General features: G+C 28.9%; 21 protein-coding genes. 8 read left to right on the top strand and 13 right to left on the bottom strand.

Annotated elements, in window-relative coordinates; all coding sequences use genetic code 11:
- The first annotated feature begins 360 nt into the window (after nucleotides 1–360).
- The 4 genes from Q0J90_RS02710 (at nucleotide 361) to Q0J90_RS02695 (ending at nucleotide 2,546) form a co-directional block, all read left to right on the top strand.
- Entirely contained in the window at nucleotides 361–786 is a 426-nt protein-coding gene (locus tag Q0J90_RS02710) for a hypothetical protein (RefSeq protein WP_297276447.1), read from the top strand.
- A gap of 8 nt (nucleotides 787–794) precedes the next feature.
- Nucleotides 795–920, top strand: coding sequence for a hypothetical protein (locus tag Q0J90_RS02705; protein WP_297276446.1), 126 nt, complete (start codon nucleotides 795–797; stop codon nucleotides 918–920).
- Nucleotides 921–998: 78 nt separating this feature from the next.
- Nucleotides 999–1,205, top strand: a complete 207-nt coding sequence (locus Q0J90_RS02700; protein ID WP_297276445.1) for a hypothetical protein — start codon at nucleotides 999–1,001, stop codon at nucleotides 1,203–1,205.
- Nucleotides 1,206–1,298: 93 nt separating this feature from the next.
- Nucleotides 1,299–2,546: a succinylglutamate desuccinylase/aspartoacylase family protein gene (locus Q0J90_RS02695; protein ID WP_297276444.1), complete on the top strand. Its 1,248-nt coding sequence runs from the start codon at nucleotides 1,299–1,301 to the stop codon at nucleotides 2,544–2,546.
- Between the two features lie 321 nt (nucleotides 2,547–2,867).
- On the opposite strand, the gene Q0J90_RS02690 is transcribed toward Q0J90_RS02695, so the two are convergent.
- From Q0J90_RS02690 to Q0J90_RS02675, 4 genes are all read right to left on the bottom strand, one after another.
- Nucleotides 2,868–3,218 carry a hypothetical protein gene (locus Q0J90_RS02690; RefSeq protein ID WP_297276443.1) on the bottom strand — a complete coding sequence of 117 codons (351 nt, stop codon included), beginning with the start codon at nucleotides 3,216–3,218 and terminating at the stop codon, nucleotides 2,868–2,870.
- A gap of 298 nt (nucleotides 3,219–3,516) precedes the next feature.
- Nucleotides 3,517–6,654: an efflux RND transporter permease subunit gene (locus Q0J90_RS02685; RefSeq protein WP_297276442.1), complete on the bottom strand. Its 3,138-nt coding sequence runs from the start codon at nucleotides 6,652–6,654 to the stop codon at nucleotides 3,517–3,519.
- A 49-nt stretch (nucleotides 6,655–6,703) separates the two neighbouring features.
- Nucleotides 6,704–7,969, bottom strand: a complete 1,266-nt coding sequence (locus Q0J90_RS02680; protein ID WP_297276441.1) for an efflux RND transporter periplasmic adaptor subunit — start codon at nucleotides 7,967–7,969, stop codon at nucleotides 6,704–6,706.
- A gap of 11 nt (nucleotides 7,970–7,980) precedes the next feature.
- Complete coding sequence (locus Q0J90_RS02675; RefSeq protein ID WP_297276440.1) at nucleotides 7,981–9,354, bottom strand: TolC family protein; 1,374 nt, start codon at nucleotides 9,352–9,354, stop codon at nucleotides 7,981–7,983.
- A gap of 486 nt (nucleotides 9,355–9,840) precedes the next feature.
- On the opposite strand from Q0J90_RS02675, the gene Q0J90_RS02670 reads away from it, so the two are divergent.
- From Q0J90_RS02670 to Q0J90_RS02660, 3 genes are read left to right on the top strand one after another with little or no spacing between them, the layout of a single operon-like run.
- Complete coding sequence (locus tag Q0J90_RS02670; protein WP_297276448.1) at nucleotides 9,841–11,412, top strand: aryl-sulfate sulfotransferase; 1,572 nt, start codon at nucleotides 9,841–9,843, stop codon at nucleotides 11,410–11,412.
- Between the two features lie 29 nt (nucleotides 11,413–11,441).
- Entirely contained in the window at nucleotides 11,442–12,395 is a 954-nt protein-coding gene (locus tag Q0J90_RS02665) for an HTH domain-containing protein (protein WP_297276439.1), read from the top strand.
- Nucleotides 12,396–12,428: 33 nt separating this feature from the next.
- The gene (locus tag Q0J90_RS02660; protein ID WP_297276438.1) at nucleotides 12,429–13,367 is read left to right on the top strand and encodes an ankyrin repeat domain-containing protein; all 939 of its coding nucleotides are present in this window, start codon (nucleotides 12,429–12,431) and stop codon (nucleotides 13,365–13,367) included.
- A gap of 2 nt (nucleotides 13,368–13,369) precedes the next feature.
- Here the strand turns inward: Q0J90_RS02660 and Q0J90_RS02655 are convergent, their stop codons facing one another.
- The 3 genes from Q0J90_RS02655 to Q0J90_RS02645 all read right to left on the bottom strand — a co-directional run bounded on the left by Q0J90_RS02655 (nucleotide 13,370) and on the right by Q0J90_RS02645 (nucleotide 15,197).
- Nucleotides 13,370–14,515: a hypothetical protein gene (locus tag Q0J90_RS02655; RefSeq protein ID WP_297276437.1), complete on the bottom strand. Its 1,146-nt coding sequence runs from the start codon at nucleotides 14,513–14,515 to the stop codon at nucleotides 13,370–13,372.
- 23 nt (nucleotides 14,516–14,538) lie between these two features.
- On the bottom strand, nucleotides 14,539–14,715 hold the full coding sequence (locus tag Q0J90_RS02650; RefSeq protein ID WP_297276436.1) for a hypothetical protein: 177 nt from the start codon (nucleotides 14,713–14,715) through the stop codon (nucleotides 14,539–14,541).
- Between the two features lie 125 nt (nucleotides 14,716–14,840).
- Entirely contained in the window at nucleotides 14,841–15,197 is a 357-nt protein-coding gene (locus tag Q0J90_RS02645; protein WP_297276435.1) for a hypothetical protein, read from the bottom strand.
- A 313-nt stretch (nucleotides 15,198–15,510) separates the two neighbouring features.
- Between Q0J90_RS02645 and Q0J90_RS02640 the strand changes: the two genes are divergently transcribed.
- Nucleotides 15,511–15,846, top strand: a complete 336-nt coding sequence (locus Q0J90_RS02640) for a hypothetical protein (protein ID WP_297276434.1) — start codon at nucleotides 15,511–15,513, stop codon at nucleotides 15,844–15,846.
- 51 nt (nucleotides 15,847–15,897) lie between these two features.
- Here Q0J90_RS02640 and Q0J90_RS02635 read toward each other — a convergent pair whose 3' ends face one another.
- From Q0J90_RS02635 to Q0J90_RS02610, 6 genes are all read right to left on the bottom strand, one after another.
- Nucleotides 15,898–16,839 carry a sugar ABC transporter substrate-binding protein gene (locus tag Q0J90_RS02635; protein ID WP_297276433.1) on the bottom strand — a complete coding sequence of 314 codons (942 nt, stop codon included), beginning with the start codon at nucleotides 16,837–16,839 and terminating at the stop codon, nucleotides 15,898–15,900.
- Between the two features lie 29 nt (nucleotides 16,840–16,868).
- Nucleotides 16,869–17,855, bottom strand: a complete 987-nt coding sequence (locus Q0J90_RS02630; protein ID WP_297276432.1) for an ABC transporter permease — start codon at nucleotides 17,853–17,855, stop codon at nucleotides 16,869–16,871.
- 21 nt (nucleotides 17,856–17,876) lie between these two features.
- The gene (locus Q0J90_RS02625; protein WP_297276431.1) at nucleotides 17,877–19,364 is read right to left on the bottom strand and encodes a sugar ABC transporter ATP-binding protein; all 1,488 of its coding nucleotides are present in this window, start codon (nucleotides 19,362–19,364) and stop codon (nucleotides 17,877–17,879) included.
- A gap of 87 nt (nucleotides 19,365–19,451) precedes the next feature.
- The gene (locus Q0J90_RS02620; RefSeq protein ID WP_297276430.1) at nucleotides 19,452–20,393 is read right to left on the bottom strand and encodes a sugar ABC transporter substrate-binding protein; all 942 of its coding nucleotides are present in this window, start codon (nucleotides 20,391–20,393) and stop codon (nucleotides 19,452–19,454) included.
- A gap of 111 nt (nucleotides 20,394–20,504) precedes the next feature.
- On the bottom strand, nucleotides 20,505–21,728 hold the full coding sequence (locus tag Q0J90_RS02615) for an ROK family transcriptional regulator (RefSeq protein WP_297276429.1): 1,224 nt from the start codon (nucleotides 21,726–21,728) through the stop codon (nucleotides 20,505–20,507).
- Between the two features lie 91 nt (nucleotides 21,729–21,819).
- Nucleotides 21,820–23,211 (bottom strand): phage tail protein (locus Q0J90_RS02610; protein ID WP_297276428.1); only part of this gene is annotated, 1,392 nt, incomplete at its 5' end.

The raw sequence follows: 23,211 nt of genomic DNA, 5'->3' as shown, positions 1-23,211 counted from the left end.
AAAGTTAAAAGAATTATGAAAAAATATAATAATGCTTATGTATTTGAAATTAATAAAAGAATAGAATTCTATAAAATAAAATTAACTAACTCTTTAGAACTATCAATAAGACATAACGGACAGGTTTCATTGGCATAACTTTAATAATTGTATCCCTTATTGAATATTAGGCTTGAGTCTTTAATTAGATTCAGGCCTTTTTTAATATCAACTATAAATTAAAATACTTAATGTTTATTTTTTTATAAAGCTATTAGTATTGTAAAAAATACTTATTTAATAATAATTATCATTAAATAAATTATATTGATTAATATTTTAATACATGTTAACATATATATAAAAATAAGGATAAACGGTATGATAAAAAAAATAATCTGTATTACTATAATTATATTATTTATGTTGAGCTGCAGTAAGGAATCTAATAATGTAACTTCTCCTCTTAAATCATCTGAAAGCGGTTACACAATTAAAGGATTAGATAGTAAATACAATGGTAATTGGAAATTTTTTAATGCAGACAAAACAGGCAACAGACCAGTTGATGTCACAATAAACAATGGTATGATAAAAGGCTTAATTGTTTCAAACAAAACAGAAAAAGTTAATTTTGATAAAGATGGTATTTACAGCAGCAAAATAAAAAAAGAAAATTTATATTATGGAAGATATTACGGATATATTATAAGCTATAATGATTGGGTTGGAGAGATTCAATTTCCTGTTTATGAAGATGAAACTGTAGGATATGTTTATATAAAAATAAAAATTCTTCAGATATGATAGTGGGAATGATTGATAAATCTCCAGCTCCTAAAGAAATGATAAATAAAGGATACACTGGAAAAAGAAGCTGCATATATAACGGAATTAAAAGAACAGTTGATGTACAGGAAGATTTTGTTTCGTATTATTAAAATGATAAACTAAAAGTAACAATACCAGCATCATTTTTTGACTTATCCAAAGGAGACGGATTTTACGGATATACTGTAATGCTTGGACTTTTATATTATGGGGTTTCTATAAATGCTTATAACAGTAAAAATGTAAGCATACTGCCTAGTATATATTTTGAATATATTGATGACAATTATCATCTCGATATAAAGCTAAAAAATGACGGCTCTCCTGCCTCAGCAAAATATATACAAAATGTAAATATAATATCACCTGGAAATATACTTTATTCTAAAGAATAATTAAATTCAAATGCTTTAAATAAATCTTTTTATTTAAAGCATTTTCTATAATATACGATAATAAAAACAGTATTTTTATTTTATGGTTTTTATATGAAGTTCAATATATACATCTTTTCTGTATTATTTTTTATAATAGACAGCATTGCTTTCGCTAATAATTTCAGAGTTATATCAAGACAAGGTGAAGCTTCTGTAATTGTTAATGAAAAACATGCAGATTCTGATTTGAACAAAAGTTTTCCTGATGATTATTTTTCTATATCGACAAAAGAAGAATCCTACATTGTTATAGATAATGGAGAAAAATCTATTATCTTAATGCCTAGTTCAAAACTTACTTATGAAAATGAACAATTTACATTGGATTCAGGATATATGTACATAAAAAGCAAGCATAATGACGATGTTCAAATGACAATAAATAAAGATGATAAAGTATATAAATTTAAAGGAAAGTCTTTTGCTGTTATTTCTTATGATAATGAAGTTTCTGTTATAACATCTGATAATGCTGTGAAAATTACTCCTGAAATTGAATTAGGAATGAGCTATTATTTAGAACCTCATCATAAAACTTCAATAATACCAATAATGAACGGACCTTATAGAACTACAGCAAATGAAAAAAGTTTAATAGAAAGTGTATCAAGACAATTAGAAAGCGAAGTTGCAACACATCTAAACGAAGATATAGACAGATACAGCTTTAAAATCATGGAAGGCACTAAAAATGAAACAACAATATACAGAATAGTACATCCTCAAAAAGGGCCTAATATATTCTTGATAGTGCCTCATGGAAATGAGAGAGTAGGTACAGATGTAGCTATGGAAAGACTTAATATGCCTATAAAAAGAGGAAGCTTGACTGTTGTTCCTATTGCTGTGCCTGAAGCATACAGATTAAATACTAGAGCAATAGAAGGTCAGGATATAAATAATAGATTTTTCGATAAAAAAATTCATAGAACTGATACTGACAAATTAGCAAAAGAGTATATGGATATGCTTGATGAATATAATATTGATGTTGTTTTAACTCTTCATGAAGGAAACGGATTTAAAGAGTTTTTTGGAGATTCTATTATATATGACAGCAGAAAATTGGATGATAAAGTTGTAAAAGTATTAAATAATATCAATTCAAGAATAGAGCCTATGAAATTCAAATTCAGACAAATGTATTATCCTATGCCTACAACAATAACATTTTATGCTGCTAAAAAAAATATAGAAGCATTCGGTATAGAGCTTACTAGAAATTTGGATTATGATAAAAAAAGAATAATAATGCATACTATATTAAATGAATTCTTAAAAATATACGGCTTAGAATAATCAAATTTAATTATTTACTATAATTCTAATTAACACATAGTAAACATAAAAAATTATAATTATATTTATTATGAATATGCTTTATATATTCTAGGAGTGATTTTTAATGTAAAAGTAATTGGGCAGGATATGTAATATCATTAAAAAACCACAGATGAAAGAAATTAATAATATTTCTTTCATCTATGCAATATATGCTGGTAAGTACGTAAGCTTCTTATTTTACTACTTTTACAAGCTTATCAGATTCAAAATGATAATTTTCCTGATTTCCTTGTATAGTATATACTACTTTAGCTTTATCCCCTGTAATTGTCATTTCTAATGTATGTCTATAACCGTCATGATATTGTTCGGCTGTGTATAATTGTCCTTTTTATTAACGTGCTCAAACATAAAATATTTTTGTGATCTAAAAACATCTATAGAATTATCATCATATATTTCTATTCTTATACTTTCTCCTTCAGGAAATGTTTCACCATTAATTCTATATACGCCTTCACCTTTATATACAAATGCAGGATAATACTCCGCAACTTCCAAAGCATTCTTTTTAGTGTTTGAAACCGTACTAGATGTATTATTATAAGATGCTGTAGGATTTGACGGACTGCTGCATGATATAGAAACAATCAAAATTCCTAATATTAAAAATAGTTTAGTTTTCATTTTTTATCCTTAATTTTCTTTATTTTTTATTAATCATTTTATATATTTTAAATATAAGATTTTTATATAAAAAAGCAAATTTTATCACAAAAAAATAATTTTTGCTTTATTTATAAGCCCCATTATAAATTTAATACCTTTATAAAAATAGTATTCCAATTAATTTTACTGTTTAATTAAAAAAGCATACCCGCCCAAGTTTTTATTAGACTTGGAATTTAATTAACAAAACTAGGTTAAAATAAAAAAGGCTTAAGTTTATAAAAACTCAAGCCTTTTAATATATATTTTTTAATTTTTATTTACCAGGTGTGCTTAAAGCATCATCAATACCGGCTGTTTCTCTGCTTTCAATATCTTTAGCCTCATAATCTTTAAGAGGTATTCTGTTTCTAATAGCAGCATAAACAGTAGGAACTATAACAAGAGTAAACATTGTAGAAACTGTAAGCCCTCCAAGAACTGCTAATGATAAAGGCTGATACATCTCATTACCCTCGCCTCCTGATAATGCCATAGGAAGAAGACCAAGTATTGTTGTAAGAGAAGTCATAAGAACCGGTCTTAAACGTCTAGGACCTGCTATTAAAGCAGCAGCATCCCCGTTAATCTTCTTCTCATGCATAAGCTGATTCATATAGTCAATAAGTACAATACCATTATTTACTACAATACCAATAAGAACTATAACCCCAATACCGCTGTATACGCTTAAAGTTTGTCCGGATATTAATAATAATACAAGAGAACCGGCAAATCCGAAAGGTATTGCTAAAGCTATAACGAAAGGAGCAATATAAGATTCAAACTGACTTGCCATAATAGCGTAAACTAATACTAAAGCCAAAAATAATGCCTGTATAAGCTGTCCGAATGCTTCCTGCATGTCCTCATAATCTCCCGAATAAACTATAGTAAATCCGGAAGGTACAAATACTTTCTCATTAATAGCAGCCTGAATATCTATCATTATTTGGTTCATAGGTCTTCCATATCCGGAAGCTGTGATAGAAGTTATTCTGCTGTCATTCTTTCTGTTAATCTCGCTAGGAGCAAAAGTTTTATCCACATTTGCAACAGAAGAAACAGGAACCATTCCGGCACTAGTAGGTATAAGCATCCTCTTAACATCATCTATATTGATTCTGTCTCTTTCATTAAGTCTTACTATAACATCAATGTCGGTAACATCTGAATTCTCAGGCGTCATTCTAGTAGCAGTAGTTCCTCCGAAACTAGTTTTAATGGAATTAGCAACCGTATTTATATTAAGCCCCATTTTAGAAGCTAAATCTCTGTTAATTGTAACATTAAGCTCAGGACTGGCATCACTCTTTTTCAAACGTACGTCCCTAAGTCCAGGAACATCCTGCAAAGCAGCTATTACGCTATTAGCAAGCTCTCTAGCTCTTGTTAAATCCTCTCCGACTATATCTATATCTATACCGCTGGAATCACTGTTTCCGCTTCCTTTCATACTAGTAACACTGTCAACGTTGATTGTGGCAGGATAGCTTGATAATCTCTTTCTTACAAGCTCTACATATTCTTCTGTTTCCATAGTTCTGCCTTGAGATTTATCTATTAACTGAGCTCTGATTTCTCCTCTGTTGGCATCTGAACCGGATCTTGCTCTAGTCTGAACCCTGCTTAAATCCTTGCCTACAACCTCTTCAACATCCTTTCTCATTCTATCAACAAATGATGAAGTTTGTTCCTTTCTGGTACCAACAGGCATTGTAATTTGAGCTCTGAATTGACCTTCATCTGATTCTGGGAAACCTTCTTTACCTATAAATATAATACCAATTACAATAACTGCCGCAACTAAACATATAACAGGTATAAGAACTCTCGTTTTATGACCTATAGAATAGGTTAATATCTTTTCATATATAAAATTAACTTTAGAGTGAAAATGCTTATCAAAGAAATTTTCAAATTTTACTAAATGCTTAGATTTTTTTGTAGTTACAAGTCTCGCACCCAACATAGGAACTATAGTTAAAGCAACAGCCAAAGAAGCTATCATAGAAACAGTAACAGTTATACATAAGTCTCTGAACATCTGACCAGTTTGACCTTCAACAAAAAGGAAAGGCAAAAATACGGCTATTGTTGTAAGTGTAGAAGCAGATATTGCAAGTGCAACCGTAGAAGTACCGTCTATAGCAGATGAATATTTACCATAACCATTATTCCTATAGAAGAATATATTTTCAAGTACAACAATAGAGTTATCAACCATCATACCAATACCAAGTACAAGACCTGAAAGCGATATAATATTTAAAGTAGTTCCGAAGAAATACATTAATGTAAATGTAACAATTATAGACATAGGAATAGATACGGCAATAATTAATACTGTTCTTACATTCCATAAATAAAGCATTAATATTATAACAGCGAATAAACCTCCCTGCCAAGCAGTATCAAGAACCCCTTTTATAGCTTTATTAACATTGTCAGCACTGTTAAATAATACCTCATATTTAATTCCTTCCGGAAGATTAAGAGTATCAAGTCTCTTCTTTATACCATCGGAAACAGCAACAGTATTTGCTCCGGATTCTTTATTTATAGAAACAGTAACAGCCGGAGTACCATTAACTTTGATAATATCTCCGTCTTCATCGTATCCTTCATAAATAGTAGCTAATTCTCTAAGTCTTATAGGAGTACTGTTAGTTTTTAATGCCACAACAACATTACCTATATCATTAACGTTTTTAAACTCTCCTGTAGTTCTTAAAGTATATTTATAAACTCCCTCATAAGTTTCACCGCCGGATATATTTTGATTTTCTAATGCCAAAGTGTTTACAATAGAATTAATATCAAGTCCGTAAGCCTGAAGTCTGTTCATATCAACATCAACTTTTACCTGAGTTTTTAATCCTCCCCTAATCTCAGCCATCGCTACACCGCCTACCTGCTCTATACTTGTTAATACTTGGTTATCTACTAAATTATATAATGCAGATAAGTTTTCTGTACCATAGAAAGATACTTCCATAATAGGTATATTATCAGTAGAAAATTTATAAACAGCAGGGCTTTCCGCATCATCAGGCAAAGATTTTCTTATTCTGTCTATTGCTTCCCTAATATCAGCTGTAGCAGAAGCTAAATCACTTCCCCAGTTAAATTCTACAAAAACTCTCGAATCTTCCTCCTCAGAAGATGAACTTACCTCTTTAATATTATTAACAGAAGAAACTGCTCCCTCAATAATCTTTGAAACGGATTTTTCAACTTCTTCAGGACCAGCATTATCATACGTAGTTCTAATACTTATATAAGGTAATTCCATATCAGGCAAAAAATCTACCGGAAGCCTAGATAAACTTACAGCACCGAGTATAATTACGGCAACTACACCCATAAATACGGCAACCGGTCTTTTTACTATTAATTCAATAAAACTTCTCATAAAAAAATCGCTCCTTAAATAAAAAAACAATTACATCAAATTATATAAATCAGCCTCCAATAGAATAAATACCATCTCCGGAACCATTTTGAGTGTTATTATTTTCTTTTGCAGTAGAAGGTTTTGCAGCTGTATTATTTGTATTTCTCGCTGTTGCAGTATTTGTATTTCTAGCAGCATCTGTATTTCTTACCGTTGCAGCAGGTTTAGCAGTATTCGTATTTCTTACCGTTGTCGCCGGATTAGCAGTAGCTGTTGTTGGTCTAGTAGGTGTTGTATTTGTATTATTTACTCCTGAATTTGTGTCATCGGATGTATTTGTTTGAGCAGATGCTAATGTTGTAGGAGGTGTTATATATTCTAATATTGTAGGGTCATTTTCTATTCTATTAACTAATGAACCATTTTTTAAGAATTCACGTCCGAACATAACTACTTCTTCTCCCTCTTCAAGTCCTCCGCTTAAAGCAACTTTATCCTTAGAAGTAAATAGTATATTAACCTCTCTTGTATAAGCTCTATATTTCATATTTGTACTTTCAGTTACTTTTCCCTCTGCAGGGGGATTATTTGAATTATCTTCTTTAACTATATATATATAATTTTTACCTAAATCATCGCTGAAAACGGAACTGTTTGGTATAACGAATACATTATCGGCAGAATTAAGCAATATTGATACATCTGAGAACATACCAGGTAAAAGAAGTCTGTCTTTATTATCTATCAAAGCTTTAACCATCAAAGTACGTGTAGAAGGATTAACTGCATAATCTCTTTTTGTAATAGTAGCTTCTATTTCTTTATTAGGAGATGAAGGAACTCTTATAAATACTTTTTGTCCTAATTCTATACCAGCAATAGAGCGTTCAGGAACCTGTATTTCAACTTCTAATTGGCTTATATCAGCAACATTAGCTATAGGAGTAGCAGCAGCTATTGAAGCACCTACTGCCATATATGTAGTTGTAACATAACCTGAAATAGGAGTTCTGGCCGGAGCATAAGCATAATTTGCACCTATAACAAATCTGTCAATCAATGCTATAGTATCGCCTTTATTAACAAAACTTCCTTCATATTTTAATATATTAGCTATTTTTCCAGGAACATCGGATGATATTTCAACCTCTTTTATAGCTTTAATCTCCGCAGAAAGCTCTAAATATTCATCCAAATGCTGTTTTATCGGAGCAGCAACTAATACACTTATAGGATTTTCTTTCTTCTTTAAATCTGCCTTATTTTTTCCGCATGAAACAGAAAATATTGTTAAACATAATATTAAAATAATTAATCTTTCAAATTTCATCATATATCTCCTATTTAAGCTCCTAAAAGCTTTAATACTTGTAATGTGCTTGAAAAATATTCATATATAGCCTGTAAATATGCAAGCTGTGCATTCAAATAAGTTACTTCAGCGTCATTAACTTCGAGTGTTGATAAAGTACCGCCTCTGTACTGTCTTTGAGCCATTTGCAAAGCATAAGCCGCAGTCTTTGCGTTCTCAGCCTGGGACTGTAAATTAACTGCCTGCGATTTAGCTGTTGCAATCAAATCTCTGCTGCTGACCTCTATAGTATCTCTTAACTGCTCATAACTAACTTCCATCTGTCTTATGCTAAGTTCAATCTCTTCAGCCCCTTTTGCCGTAGATGAAAAAGGAAGCAATGAATCAAGAGCATAATTTAATGAAAATCCTACTCCCCAGCTGAATTCTCCTGTTCTATCCTTATAAAATTCTCTATTACTATTCATCTTTATTTTATCTACGCTGGTAACTCCAACATTAGCATTAGCTGATAATGTAGGCCATAAATAGCTTCTTGCAACTTTTCTATTATATTCCAGCATTTCCAAATTACTGCTCATATTTTTTAATTCTATATTATTATTCATTATAATAGTAAGCAAATCATCATAAGGTATATCCGGCAATGTTATATTTGTTGCATCTAATATACTTCCTACCAAATCAACATCATCCGCAACATTTGTAATACCTATTTGACGTATAAATGTCAATTTCAAACTTTGATACTGATTGCTTAATGTTATAACCTGAGGCTTTGTAGTTTCATACTGAACTTTAGCATTCAAATATTCATACTCAGAAACCTGACCATTTCTATATTTTATATATGCTTCTCTCATTCTGTTGCTGTAATTAAGCTGCTGCTGAAGATATACTCTGTAATTTTCCTGTGCCACAAAAGTATTATAGAAATTTAATTTTGTATTAAGGTCAACATTTTTCATCTCATCATAATAAATATCTTTCTGCATCTTTAAATTAACATCTCTTGCTCTATCAGTATTCCAATTTCTAAAACCTGTAAATAGAGTTTTTGATAAAGTGGCGCTTGCTGACCATGTATCAGGACTGGAATAAATACCAGTATTTAAATCATTCATAGAATATTCTTTTGATTCAGCTAAATTTAATCCTCCGCTTATGCTTAAAGAAGGCATAAATAAATCAGAAAATGAAGCATCCTTCTGCACCTGTGCTATACGTACATCATATTCTGCCTGCTTTAATGTTTTGTCATTATCGAAAGCCATATTCAAAGCATCTTCTAAAGTAATGGTTATTCTATTATTAGCGGCAATTTCATCTTCCTGTACTGCATCCTGAGAATATAAAACAAAACTTAATACTAATAAACTTAAAACTAAAGTAGCATAAAATTTCACTATCCGCTCCTAGAAAAGTTTATATTAATTTTCCTATATATGAATTTCAATTATAAACTTAGAGTAAAAAATATCAAGTTATTACATATCTAAACTTTAATTATTAGACGAATAAATATGAAAAATAGTTCCCATAAAATATTATAATATTGTAAATCTTTTTTACAATATTAATTGTTGGCATTTTTTTATTAAAAATACAAAAACATACAAAGCAAATATTAACCATACATAAATACTATACATATAATACAAATATAAATAAAATTTGTTCATTTTATGAAGTTTTATAATTGAATATGAAGTAATAATATTACAACAATATATTCAAATTGAAGGCAATTTTTATACGATTTTTATTGCATTTAATTGTATTATTATTTAGAATAAAAAAAATTATATTTTATTAAGGTATCATCTATAATTATGAAAAACAAATTATTATCTTCCTTTTTTATATCAAAAATTAATAATATTTTAACAAACATGAAATTATTATTTATAATTTTATCATTAGCTTTATTGTCATGCTCAAATAAAATTACTCCGCTTCCTGATGATAAAATAGGAGAACTTATATTAAATCCAAATGGACAAACTCCTTTATCATTAGTATATAAAATGGAAACTAATAATAATTATCCTGTTACAGTAATCACAGAAGGAAGACTAGGAGATGAAAATATAATACATACTTATCCTCAGAATTATGGTTCTAACTTTGCAATACATGGGCTTTATTCAGAAAATACAAATACTATACATATAATAAACGGAACAAACAGAATAACAACTAATATAATAGTAGGAAAATTATCTATTGATGAAATTTATGTACCTGCCACTAATAGAGTTATAAGAAATTTAGAACCGGAAGAAAATGTATATTTCTTTAATATTAATGATGAAAATTCTATAAGCAATTTACAAGATAATAATGCTGAGATATATTTTGTAAGTCCTGTTATAAATAGAAGTCAAAAGGGCGTATTTTTAATGGGTGTAAGCAGGAATGGAAATTTACGCTATGTGAATTATTCAAATTTTTACCTAACAAATGAAATAGCTAAAGTAATTAATGAAGATAATGATATCGTAATTTATGATACTATGGGTGTAAGCGATTTGCTTGGAAATGCCAAACTTAATGCTATAAATTTGGATATAGGTATTCACCATGATGTTATTAGAAAAAACTCTGACAGCAATTATATAATGCTTGCCAATTCGGAATGGGGAGTGGAGGACAGAATCTGCGAAGTTGATACTAATGGAAATATGATTAGAGACCTGTATGTAGGAGATTTGATAAAAAAAATAGTTAATCAAAATGGGAATGAAGAAGAAAAAGAATATTTAAAAAAGTTAATATTTGATAAAGATAACAGATATTACAGTATAGGAAGAAAAAAAGATTTTCCTATGGATTGGGCACATTGTAATTCTTTAGTATATGATGAAGCTAATGATATACTTTATTTATCTGTAAGAAGTTTAGCAGTTATGGCAGTTGATTACAGCGAATGGGAGCTTATATGGTATATGGCTGATGATACATTAAATACTATAGAGACATATAATCCTTATGACAGATATTTAAAAGATATAAAATCTCTTGATCCTTATAAAGTTCTTGGAGATGGAAACATTGACGGACCTAAGAATCAGCATGCTTTATTTTTAATATCAACTAATATTATAGGAATGTTTGATAATCAAGGCGACGAAGAAGAAAACCCTAATGGTTCGAGATATATAGAATATAAAATAAGCGGTTCTCATGGAAATTGGAAAGCTGAAAAAATTTATGAATACAAAACGGATAATAAATTATATTCTCATTATGTATCGGATATAGATTTTTTAACTAATGGAAATATGCTTTTGGATTTCGGAAACAATGCTCAGATAATGGAAGTTAATAAAGATACTAGAGAAGTACTCTATCATTTGAAATTTGGTATAAAAACTTGGGGAGTTTACAGAGTAGATAAAATGCCTTTCTATTATGAAGAGAATAGAAAATATAATGAAGACGATTCTTTTTTAGAAAATTAAAATTATAAATTATTATTTCGGAGTTATTTATGACATACTATGATGCAGCAAAGAAAGTTCTAGAACAAAGCGATGTTCCTATGAAAGCTAATGAAATATGGGAAAAAGCTTGTGAATTAGGTTATGATAAAATTATAGCTGAAACATTAAATGGTAAAATGAGCAAGACACCTATTGCAAGTTTAGGGGCAAAAATATATACAGACATAAAATTCAATCCAGATGATACAATATTTGTCAAAGTTGGTAAGGGAAAATTCTTTTTAAAAAGCAAAATAAATAACTCTAATCAGAATCTTATAAATGAGATTAATAATTTAAGCGAAGAAGAAGATTCAGAAGATATTATTGAAAACAATAAACAGAATAAAAAAGTATTAGAAGAAGATTTGCATGCACCTCTTACAAAATATTTATACTCAATGAAAATATATTCAAAAACTATAAATGCAAACTCTACGGATGTTAACTTAAAAGGAAAGATGAAATGGGGTACTCCGGATATAGTCGGCGTTACATTTAAAGATTATATTAATAAGTCAGTTTTAGAATTATTCAATCATATAAATTTACCTACTACAGAAATTTACGCTTATGAATTAAAATTAAAACTAACTCTTGGAAGTTTAACAGAATATTATTTTCAGGCATTATCAAATTCAGGATGGGCTAATGAAGCTTGGCTTGCAGCTATGGAAATAGATGAAAACGATATAGATTTAATGGAAGAGATTAAAAGATTAAATCAGTCTTTCGGAGTAGGAATTATAAAATTGGATTATGATAATCCGGAAGATTCTCAAATATTATTTTCTGCTAAAAAAAGAAATTATTTAGATATAGACACTATGCATAAACTTTGCTATAACAGACAGTTTCAAGATTTTATTAATGATGTTAATGAGATATTAGAAGCTAAAGACAAATCTAAAAATCATATAATATCAAGTTTGATTAACAGCAATAGATTTAACAAACCATAATTTTTATTTATTATTCAGAATGGAAATTGAGTTATGAAAAAGATATTTTTTGCCATAATAATATTATCACTTAATATATTAAATTTATATTCTTTTACAGAAAAAGAATTTTTTTATTATGCAAAATATGGAAAGACTGATAAAGTTTTAGAGTACATAAATGAAAAAAATATAGATCCAAATATGACCAGCGAGGAAGGATATACTGCATTGATATTTGCTGCTATGGGGAATTATGATATTCTTGCAGAAGAATTGATAAAAGCAGGGGCAGATCCTAATAAAACTGATTTGTATGGAGCTACTCCTTTAATGTACGCTTCTATTAAAGGAAATATTGCTGTATTAAAAGTTCTGCTATCAGCAAAAGCAGATGTAAATGCAAAAGATGTAAATAACAAAACCGCTTTAATTTATTCTATTAAATATGTAGATGTGTTGAAAATTTTATTGGAAGCTGGTGCACATGTTAATGTACAAGATGTAGAAGGTAAAACGGCTTTAATGTTGGCAAGTGAGAAAAAATATGAGTATACTGCAAAAATTCTATTAGAAGCAAAAAGTAATATTAATGCCGCAGATAAATACGGTTATACTGCATTGATGTTTGCTTCTATACAAAATTCTAATGGAATAGTTGATATGCTTTTAAATGCAGGCGCCAATGCTAATATACAAAATAATGCAGGTCAGACAGCTTTGATGATGGCTATTATGACTACCGATCTTTTGACTGTAGAAATATTTTTGAATTATGATAATGTTAATCTTAATATTAAAGATGAGGATGGAAATACCGCATTACTATTAGCAACCTCTATATCTGATAGAATTGTATCGCAACTATTAGTAGAGAAAGGAGCAGATGTTAATGTTAAAAATAAAAATGGCTGGACTCCTTTAAGATATGCCAGATATTTTGATAATACAGTAATAGAAAAGATATTATTAGAGGCAGGTGCTATTCAATAATATTATCTTGTGTACTTCTGACTGTTTCTAGCTTTATAACTGTTCATTAGTCTATAAACTTCATCCGGATTTAAAGCCTGCTCAACATTTATAGTTACATTACAAATATCTCCTTTATAAAAACCTTGTTCCTGCATTTGGGCATTGCTTTGAACCTGTATCTTTCCGGATTTATTTGTTATAAGTTCCGCACCCATTTCTCCTACTATAGCAGAACCTCCGTCCGGAATAATATATCCAGCTGTACCAAATCCGAATTTAGGAGCCTGAGGAGGATTAGATTTTACACTGTCTAATGCATTGGCTGATGAAACTATACCAGAAGCTGCGGCAAGAGCAGAAGATATTGCAGTAGCCGATATTATAAGTCCTGCAGCAAAACCGGCTGGTCCTCCTTGTGCAAATGAAGCTGCCACTCCTAAAGCAGACTGAGCTATTGCAAGAGATGGAATTAAAACTGCATCTGCTATTGCTTTTGCTTTTTCCATCTCTGCCAACTTTACCTGATTATCCCACTCAGCATAAGCTTTATTATATTCTGCTTGAGCAAGCTGTTTTTCTAATAATTCTCTTTGAGCTTGTATATCCTTCTCTTTTTGTAAATCCTCTTTTTCTTTTTCCTGTTTTTTCTTTAACTCTTCCTGCTTTATGCGTATAGCTTCGGCACTCATAGCATCTTTATTATTAATTGCTAATTCTAACTCTTCATCAAGTCTTGCTAAATAATTTTCATAATCTTCATCATCTTCAGCTTTTTTATCTTCTTTTAATTCTTTTTGATAATCATCGAACTCCTGCAATTTATTTTTAGCTTCTTCTATTGCCGCATCATAAGAACTTAAATCATAATAGAAAAAACTTGAAAAACTTGCACTCAAATCTTTATATATACTTGATATGCTTGAAAGAGAATCTTTTATTCCATTAGAAAAACTTTTTATATCGATATTTTTTATACTGCTATTTAAAGAAACTACAGAATCTTCAATATCATCTACACTATTTTTTGCATCCTCGCTGCCGTTAATAAAATTATCAAATAAACTTTTTGAATCGTTAAAAAATGAAGAGCTTTCATAAGCTGCATTTATTCTCTTTATACCAACCTCTATATTCTGTAATTCTTTATTAGTGCTGTTTAAAATCATATAAAAACCTCTTAGCAAAATATTTATTTAATGCCATGAAATGACTTATCTATTAAAAGTTTAAATCTAAATACAGCATAATTAAGTCCAAATCTCAAATAATCATCTTTATCATAATGACAATATACAAATCTTCCGCTTATTATTTGATACCAAGCCTCAAGTATAATTTTATTCCAAAATAAAGAAGCTGTATACAAACTTATAAGCCCGTCATTAAAATAACAAAAATCATCATATTTAACCTGCCTGTTCTTAAAAGCATAATTAACAAGATTATCAATTTCTGTCTGCTCTATTAAAGAAAAAACAGGAAAGTTATTTATTACATGATTCTTCTCTCTAGCAAAAAACTTTTTATCACCTGAGCAAATTCATTAATATCTTTTGTACTCCATTCATCAAGAAGGCTTACTGCAGAATTATTATTTATTTTCACATCAAGCCATTTGAAAATATCATCATCAATAATCTTTTCCTCTTTCTCTCTAACATATTTAATATTTTCATTGAAGCTAGGACGGTTAATGCTTATAATATCATCACCATTAAATTTATTTCCCAAAGTAGAACGGCTGAATATTTTTACTGGAACAATATTTTCTCCATCATCTTTATAAACAATTTCTTCTATAATATATCTATTAAAGAAATCAACGCATTTAAATTCAAGTTTTTCCATTATATACTCCTTAATTTTTTTCACTAAAAAATTTATGACAATTACATTGTCATAAGTTCAAAAAATATAAGGAGTTGTTTTATATACTCCTTAATTTTTTCACTGTAAGGCTATGCCAATTTTCAATTGTCATAGGCTCAAAAAATATAAGGAGCAGATTTAAATTCTCCTTAATTTTTTGCACTAAAAGTCTGCAACAATTTCATAGCCATAAAATATGTTTTTAAATAATTAATTTTGATATGTTCAAAAATTTTATATTACAATTACTTTTTATGTTGATATAATTAATTTGAAGTTTATAATCTAATTTATGAAAAGAAAAGCTATTATATTAATTTTTATTTTTTTATGTTTAGAGTTATATTCTTTTAATAATATTTTCTTCTCATACAATATAAAAAATTTTTTTACTATATTTGATATAAGATATAATAAAAATATTTCAACTAATGAATTAACTATATATAATCAATCAAATATCTATTATAATTTATATTCATTGTCTAAAAATACTTTTGATTTTAGATACAAACCTAAAAGAATTAATTTTGAATATTCAAACAGCACATTCCTATCAAATATGATAACATTAGAAAAAGACAAATATAATTCAATTATAAAAAAAATAAATACTGACAATTACTAAAATTAAAAAGCCCCATACTTTTGTATGAGGCTTTATAAAATATGAAAAAAATTATTGCCAACCTTCTGTGCCGTATTGATCAACATTGCTTTGATCTATAAGAGAAGTTTCAACACTTATATTCTTTTCGTAAGATTCACCATTTAATATTTTATAAGCAACTTCAGCAGCTTTTTTTCCTATATTAATTGGAGACTGAGCTCCAGTACCTGTAACTTCACCGCTTTTAATAAATGCTTTTATTTCTGGAGAACCGTCAACTCCATATACTAATATGCCTGTTTTATTAGCAGCTTTCAAAGCAGCAACTACTCCTAAAGCTATAGGATCATTTCCGCCGAAAAATACTTGTACATCAGGATTAGCTTGAAGTATATTTTCTGCTATAGGCAAAGATATTTCTAATTGACCTACACCGTCTTGTCTTGATACTAATTCAAATTTATTGCTTACATCCCCTAATCCTGCATAAAAACCTTCTATTCTATCAAGAACAGGTTTATTTACAGCATATTCTATAATAGCTAATTTACCTCCGTTAGGCATACGTTTAACTAAATCTTGACCGCATACAAATCCTGCTTGGAAATTATCTGAAACAACTACAGAATCAACCAAATCTTTATCATAAACTTCAGCATCGAAATTTACAATAGGTATTCCAGCTGCTTTAAGAGCATCTAAAGCAGGTTTAACACCTTTCCAATCTACAGGGTTCAAAAACATTAAGTCTATACCCTGAGATATCATATCTTCTATTTGAGATATCTGTTTTGCTTGGTCTAACTGAGGATCTAATATTATTAATGTATCTCCATTTTTTACCAATTCTTCTTTAATTGAATCGGCAATGGTAATGAAAAACGGATTATTCATTGTAAAACAAGTGTATCCGAATTTTCTGCCTGTACTTTGTTCTGCACCTCTATTACATGATATAAAAATCATGAGAGAAGCAAAACAAATAGAAAAAACTAATATAATCTTTTTCATTTATTTCTCCTATTTTTTTATTATTTATTTTATCTTTTTTTCATCAAATCTATATAAACTGCTAACAATATAACAACACCTTTAACTATAAGCTGCCAAAAAGAATTTATATTAAGTAAGTTCAATCCATTATTAAGTACGCCTATTATTAAAGCACCTATAACAGTTCCGCCTATAGTACCAACTCCTCCTCTCATACTTGTACCGCCTAATACACATGCAGCTATTGCATCAAGTTCAAAACCTTGTGCTGCTGTAGGCTGTCCTGAGTACATTCTTGAGGCTAATACTACACCTGAAAAACCTGATAAAAATCCGGATAAAGTATAAGCAAATATTGTAACAAAAACAATTTTTATACCTGAGAATCTGGCTGCTGTTATATTTCCTCCTATAGCATATATATGACGTCCTAATTTAGTCTTTCTCAAAATTAGAGATATGATAATAACAAATATCAAAGTATAAATAACCTGCAAAGGTATAGCACCTATATATCCTGCTCCTATGATATTAAAAGAGTCATTCATAACTCTTACAGGCTGTCCTCCTGTAGATACATAAGCAATACCTCTTGCTATATTAAGCATACCTAAAGTTACTATAAAAGGAGGTATTTGAGTTTTAGCTACAACAACACCATTAAATAATCCGCATAATGTTCCTACTAAAACAGCTGTGAAAATTGCTAATGGCAAAGGCCAATTTGCAAATGCTATCAATTCCCCTGCTACAGTTCCTGACAATGCTACTATAGAACCTACAGAAAGATCTATACCATTTATTATAATTATGATAGTCATTCCCAAAGCAAGATTCAAATTTGTAGTTACCTGTCTTAATATATTTATAATGTTATTGGCTTTTAAAAAATTTGGAGTTAATATAATCATTAAAACACATATAAATATTAATCCTAAAAGTATACCGAAATTCGTTACAACAAATCCTACAAAAGGTCTTAAAAATCTATTTGATGATAATTTTTCAATATATAGTTTCATATTCTTTTTCATAAAATATCCTTGTAAATAAAATTAAGAAGTTGCCAAATGCATAATTTTTTCTTGTGAAAATTCATCTCTACCTATAATACCCGTGATACATCCGTCATGCATAACAGCTATTCTATCAGACATACCTATAACCTCAGGAAGTTCTGAGGATATTAATATGATAGAAACTCCTTTAGATACAAGCTCATCCATTATTTCATATATCTCAGATTTTGCTCCGACATCTATTCCTCTTGTAGGTTCATCAAGTATTAAAACTTTAGGCGATGTAGCAAGCCATTTAGCTAATACTATCTTCTGCTGATTTCCGCCGCTTAAAAATTTTACTACCTGTTCTGATGAACTAGTTTTTATTGAAAGCTGTGAAATATATTTTTTTATTATTGAATTTTCTTTTAATTTATTAACATTTATAAAGTTTATAAATTGATTAAGTATGCATAAAGTTATATTATATCCAACCTTATTTTCTAATATAAGACCTTCTTCTTTTCTATTTTCCGGAAGCAAAGCTATTCCATATTTAATAGCATCATCAACATCATTTATAGATGCAGGATTTCCATCTATATATATTTCTCCTTTTTCTTTTTTATCTATACCGAATATTATTTTCATAAGCTCGCTTCTTCCAGCACCAACAAGTCCGGCAAATCCTAATATTTCGCCTTTATAAAGAGAAAAGTTAATATCTTTCAAATATGGCTTTCCATATAAATTTTTAACCTCAAGAACTTTTTCTTTATCAGTATTATCATCTTTAAATGTTCTTTTATAATAATTACTGAGAGTTCTTCCAACCATCATTGATATAAGTTCATCTTTATTTGTATTTAAAGTTTTTACAGTTCCTACAGTGCTTCCGTCTCTCATAACAGTTATTCTATCGCTTATAGCAAAAAGCTCATCTAATTTATGAGAAATATATATTATACTTACATTTTGATATTTTAAATCCATTATAATTTTGAATAAATACTCTACTTCTTTATCTGTTAAGGAACTTGTAGGTTCATCCATAAAAATTATATTACTATTAAATGAAACAGCTTTAATAATTTCTATCATCTGCTGCTGTGCTATACTTAATTTTCCAACCTTAGTACTTGCCGAAATATCAAAATTAAATTTCTCAAGAAACTTATTAGTCTCTTCTATCATTTTTTTATCATCTGCTAATCCGTTTTTCTTTTTAATTTCTCTTCCCAAAAAAATATTTTCAAATATTTTCATTTCCGGTATAAGCATTATTTCTTGGTGTATTATACTAACACCATTTTTTTCAGCATCTAAAACAGAAGATATACTAACTTGTTTATCATCTATAAATATTTCCCCGCTGTCAGCCGTATAAACTCCTGACACTATTTTAGATATTGTGGATTTTCCAGCTCCATTTTCTCCTAAAAGTGCTAATACTTCTCCACCTTCAACTTCTAATGAGGCATTATTAAGTGCTATTACTCCAGGAAATTTTTTGCAAATATTTAAAGCCTTTAATCTAACCATATAAACAAACCTCATATAAAATACGTACATATATCATATAATTTTCATATATGATATATGTACTATTATTTTAGATAAATAAAAATATTATTGCCAGCCATCTATACCATATTGATCAACATTACTTTGATCTATAAGGGCAGTTTCAACACTTATATTTTTTTCTATAGGTTCTTTATTTAATATTTTATATGCAACTTCAACTGATTTTTTACCTATATTAATTGGAGATTGTGCTCCTGTTGCAGTAGCCTCTCCATTTTTAATAGAAGCTTTAATTTCAGGTGAACCGTCTACACCATAAACTAATACTCCAGTTTTATTAGCAGCTTTTAAAGCAGCAACTATACCTAATGCTATAGGGTCATTTCCACCAAAAAATACTTGTACATCAGGATTAGCTTGAAGTATATTTTCTGCTATAGGTAATGTTATCTCTAATTGACCTAAACCATCCTGTCTTGATACTAATTCAAATTTATTGCTAACAGCACCTAATCCGTCATAAAATCCTCTTATTCTATCTAAAACAGATTTAGCAACAGCATGTTCTATAATAGCTAATTTACCGCCATTAGGCATACGTTTAGCCAAATCTTCGCCGCATAAATATCCTGCCTGATAATTATCTGATATAACTATAGCATCAACTAAATCTGTATCATAAACATCTGCATCAAAGTTTACAATAGGTATTCCAGCAGCTTTAGCAGCATCTAATGCTGGTTTTACACCTTGCCAATCTACAGGATTTAAGAATAGTAATTCTATACCTTGTGCAATCATATCTTCAACTTGAGATATTTGTTTAGCTTGATCAAGCTGAGGATCCAATACTATTAAAGTATCACCATTTTTTTCTAATTCTGATTTTATAGACTCAGAAATTGTTAAAAAGAATGGGTTGTTCATTGTCATGGCAGTGTATCCAAATTTTCTTCCACTGCTTTGCTCAGTACCTCTATTACATGATGCAACAAAAAGCAACATGGCAAATAAAACTGAAAAAATAACTATTAGCTTTTTCATTTTTAGCTCCTTAAAATATATTAATTGAATTAATTATATTAATTAATTCAATTAAGCAATATATATTAGTATATTCAAAAAAGCACAATAGTCAATTTTTTTTACAACATTTTATATAATTTTTGATATTTTATTTAAAAGCAAACCCTCTCTAAGAATCGCCTCTATAGCTACAATACTAGCACCTACAAGAACTTCATCATCATACTTGCTACCTAATCTTATATCAAGATTATCATACAAATCAGGCATTATCCTATTTTTAATATTCTCTTTAAGCGTAATCAAAAAATCATCCCCGAAATGAACCATTTCATCACCAATAACAATTACATCAGGATTAACTAAATTAACTAAATTTATTATACCTATACTAAGATATTCTGTATTTTTATTTATTTCCTCGCATACAATAGGATCTTTATTTTTATAAGCATCAACTATATCAAAAAACTCAAAATCATATTTTAAATTTGATGTTTCTCCTGAGGCTAATCTTTTTTTAATTCTTCTTGAAAGAGATATTGTAGAACAATAATTTTCAAGACATCCTCTATTGCCGCATTGACATAAAGGTCCATCAAAATTTATACTTGTATGACCAAGTTCACCAAATGTACCTGTAGAACCTCTTATTAATTTACCATCTACAATAACCCCTACTCCAATACCATGTCCGGCTATTATATAAGCAAATGTTTTATTAGTATTATTATATTTATTTAAATACCATCCGGCCATAACTCCTGCTTTAGCATCATGTTCAAAAAATACAGGTATTTTAAAAACATTATTAAAATATTCTTCTACTAAAACCTGCTCCCATCCAGGAAACTCATTAACACTAATAGTACCTGTAGTTCTAATAAAAGGTCCAGGTAATGTAATACCTATCGCTAATATATTGTCTTTTGAATATTTATCAAGAACATCATAAACTGCATTTTCTATTATATGCAATGTATTTTTTACTCCATCATTTACATCAAATTTATATTTATTTAAAAAATAATGTTTTCCAATGATATCAAATAAACCAATAGATATATACTTGCGGGTTAATCTCACCCCTATAAATTTATATCTATCACTGTTTAATGAAATAGCAATAGATCTTCTTCCTTTACTTCCATTCTTTGAACCAATCTCAGAAACTAATCCTATTTTTATAAAATCATTAATAATATTGGTTATAGTGGCCTGCTTCAAACCAGATAATTTAGATAATTCTACCCTTGAACATACTCCTAACTGCATCAAAAGTTTAATAATAAGATAACGATTCATCTCCTGCATATCATTATAATTAATGCTTTGTTTTAATTTACCTAGCATACCACTATTGCCTTATAATATTAATTAATTTTTTTGATATTAAGTATAAACAAAAGTTTTTTATTAGTCAATAAATAAAAAAGTCTTTTTACTAAAACAAATCCGCTCTATCGGTAAATGCAATTAAATAATTACTGTTCATATCATTAGACTGTTCAGAAGCTTTAAAACTATTCAAAGATATTGAAAGTTCTTTAGGCTCTATTGCTGGAAAAGACGGACTTCCTCCTACATCTGTACTTATAAATATAAATGGATAATCTTTATTTTTAAATCTTGTTTTTGATGATATTATAAATGATTGTCTGTTGCCATTTAAAACTCTATCATAAAAAAGTTCTTTTGACTGAATATTAAAAACTGCATTTCCTGAAAAACTCAATGTAAATTTAGAATTTGGAAATCCGTATCTTTTTGCTGAAATATTATATTTTTCTTCTTTAGTCCATTCAAAAGCTAAAGCAACATCACTCACAGAAGTAGCTTCAGTACCATTGATAAAAAGTTTTGTAGGATACTTTGAAGTCTGAGCCATAACAACATCTCTTTCTTCTGCTCTATCTTCATATAAAACAGAATCTTTATCTATTGTTACTTCATCTAAAGCCCATAAAGAAGAACTAATTTCTGTCATAGCCTTATTAGCAAAATTAAAATTAATAGATTTACTTTCGCAGCCTATATATTGATTGCCATCCATATTTTTTGAACTGTCATACAAAGCTATATTATAATATTGTGCCTCTCCGAATCGAGGGTGTATTATGCTTTGATATTTTGGGTATTTCTTTTTAGCCTCATCACTAAATATACCGCTTTCTATGAGTCCAACTCTTTTAAAACTAAGTAAATATTCTGTTTGATTATTTTTGCTGTTATACTCTTTTAATTCATTTATTAAATTTGTAAAATTAATTTCATCTTCTTCGCTTCCTGTTATTAAAAATGCTTTCATATCTTTTATTTTATTTATAGATTCAATTAAATCTTTATGCTTCATTGAATCGTATATATCAATAAAATTACTATTATAACCTTCTTCATCTTCAATTATAATTTCAAGCATATTAATACTTTCATCTTCTGAAGATTTATTAAACCTCACAGCAAAATTATTAAAAGAGTTAATGCAAAGTAAATTACCAGTAGTTTCTTTTGTATGAACATTAGCCCATATTAAACTAGCATAATATGCATTTGTATTTGGGAAAGCTCCATAAGAAATATCGCCCGCATAAGTAGTAGCACCCGCATAACTTTCTGAAGAAGGAGCACCTACATATTCTTTACTCATTGATTCTGTAGTAGGAGTAAGTCCCACTGATGAGGGATATATTAAATATTTTCCTTTAACATCATCAGAAGTAAAATCTACTTTTTCATTTCTATTTTTTGTTTTTGCTATTCTAACTTTATAACTAGAACCGCTTACAACAGTTAAGCCGTCCTCATCATTCATTAAATTACCTTTCAAATCAAAAAT

This window comes from uncultured Brachyspira sp. (genome assembly GCF_944390595.1).
Taxonomy (GTDB): Bacteria; Spirochaetota; Brachyspiria; order Brachyspirales; family Brachyspiraceae; genus Brachyspira.
The sequence above is the reverse complement of the archived record's forward strand: the minus strand, read 5'-3'. Positions and strand labels throughout refer to the sequence as shown.

Bases quoted from the DNA above. Each gene is read 5' to 3' on its own strand.
- Q0J90_RS02680 (WP_297276441.1), bottom strand. From the start codon at position 7,969: ATGATGAAATTTGAAAGATTAATTATTTTAATATTATGTTTAACAATA.
- Q0J90_RS02640 (WP_297276434.1), top strand. From the start codon at position 15,511: ATGAAAAGAAAAGCTATTATATTAATTTTTATTTTTTTATGTTTAGAG.
- Q0J90_RS02710 (WP_297276447.1), top strand. From the start codon at position 361: ATGATAAAAAAAATAATCTGTATTACTATAATTATATTATTTATGTTG.
- Q0J90_RS02685 (WP_297276442.1), bottom strand. From the start codon at position 6,654: ATGAGAAGTTTTATTGAATTAATAGTAAAAAGACCGGTTGCCGTATTT.
- Q0J90_RS02660 (WP_297276438.1), top strand. From the start codon at position 12,429: ATGAAAAAGATATTTTTTGCCATAATAATATTATCACTTAATATATTA.
- Q0J90_RS02700 (WP_297276445.1), top strand. From the start codon at position 999: ATGCTTGGACTTTTATATTATGGGGTTTCTATAAATGCTTATAACAGT.
- Q0J90_RS02645 (WP_297276435.1), bottom strand. From the start codon at position 15,197: ATGGAAAAACTTGAATTTAAATGCGTTGATTTCTTTAATAGATATATT.
- Q0J90_RS02705 (WP_297276446.1), top strand. From the start codon at position 795: ATGATTGATAAATCTCCAGCTCCTAAAGAAATGATAAATAAAGGATAC.
- Q0J90_RS02690 (WP_297276443.1), bottom strand. From the start codon at position 3,218: ATGAAAACTAAACTATTTTTAATATTAGGAATTTTGATTGTTTCTATA.
- Q0J90_RS02655 (WP_297276437.1), bottom strand. From the start codon at position 14,515: ATGATTTTAAACAGCACTAATAAAGAATTACAGAATATAGAGGTTGGT.
- Q0J90_RS02615 (WP_297276429.1), bottom strand. From the start codon at position 21,728: ATGCTAGGTAAATTAAAACAAAGCATTAATTATAATGATATGCAGGAG.
- Q0J90_RS02635 (WP_297276433.1), bottom strand. From the start codon at position 16,839: ATGAAAAAGATTATATTAGTTTTTTCTATTTGTTTTGCTTCTCTCATG.
- Q0J90_RS02620 (WP_297276430.1), bottom strand. From the start codon at position 20,393: ATGAAAAAGCTAATAGTTATTTTTTCAGTTTTATTTGCCATGTTGCTT.
- Q0J90_RS02625 (WP_297276431.1), bottom strand. From the start codon at position 19,364: ATGGTTAGATTAAAGGCTTTAAATATTTGCAAAAAATTTCCTGGAGTA.
- Q0J90_RS02630 (WP_297276432.1), bottom strand. From the start codon at position 17,855: ATGAAAAAGAATATGAAACTATATATTGAAAAATTATCATCAAATAGA.
- Q0J90_RS02695 (WP_297276444.1), top strand. From the start codon at position 1,299: ATGAAGTTCAATATATACATCTTTTCTGTATTATTTTTTATAATAGAC.
- Q0J90_RS02670 (WP_297276448.1), top strand. From the start codon at position 9,841: ATGAAATTATTATTTATAATTTTATCATTAGCTTTATTGTCATGCTCA.
- Q0J90_RS02665 (WP_297276439.1), top strand. From the start codon at position 11,442: ATGACATACTATGATGCAGCAAAGAAAGTTCTAGAACAAAGCGATGTT.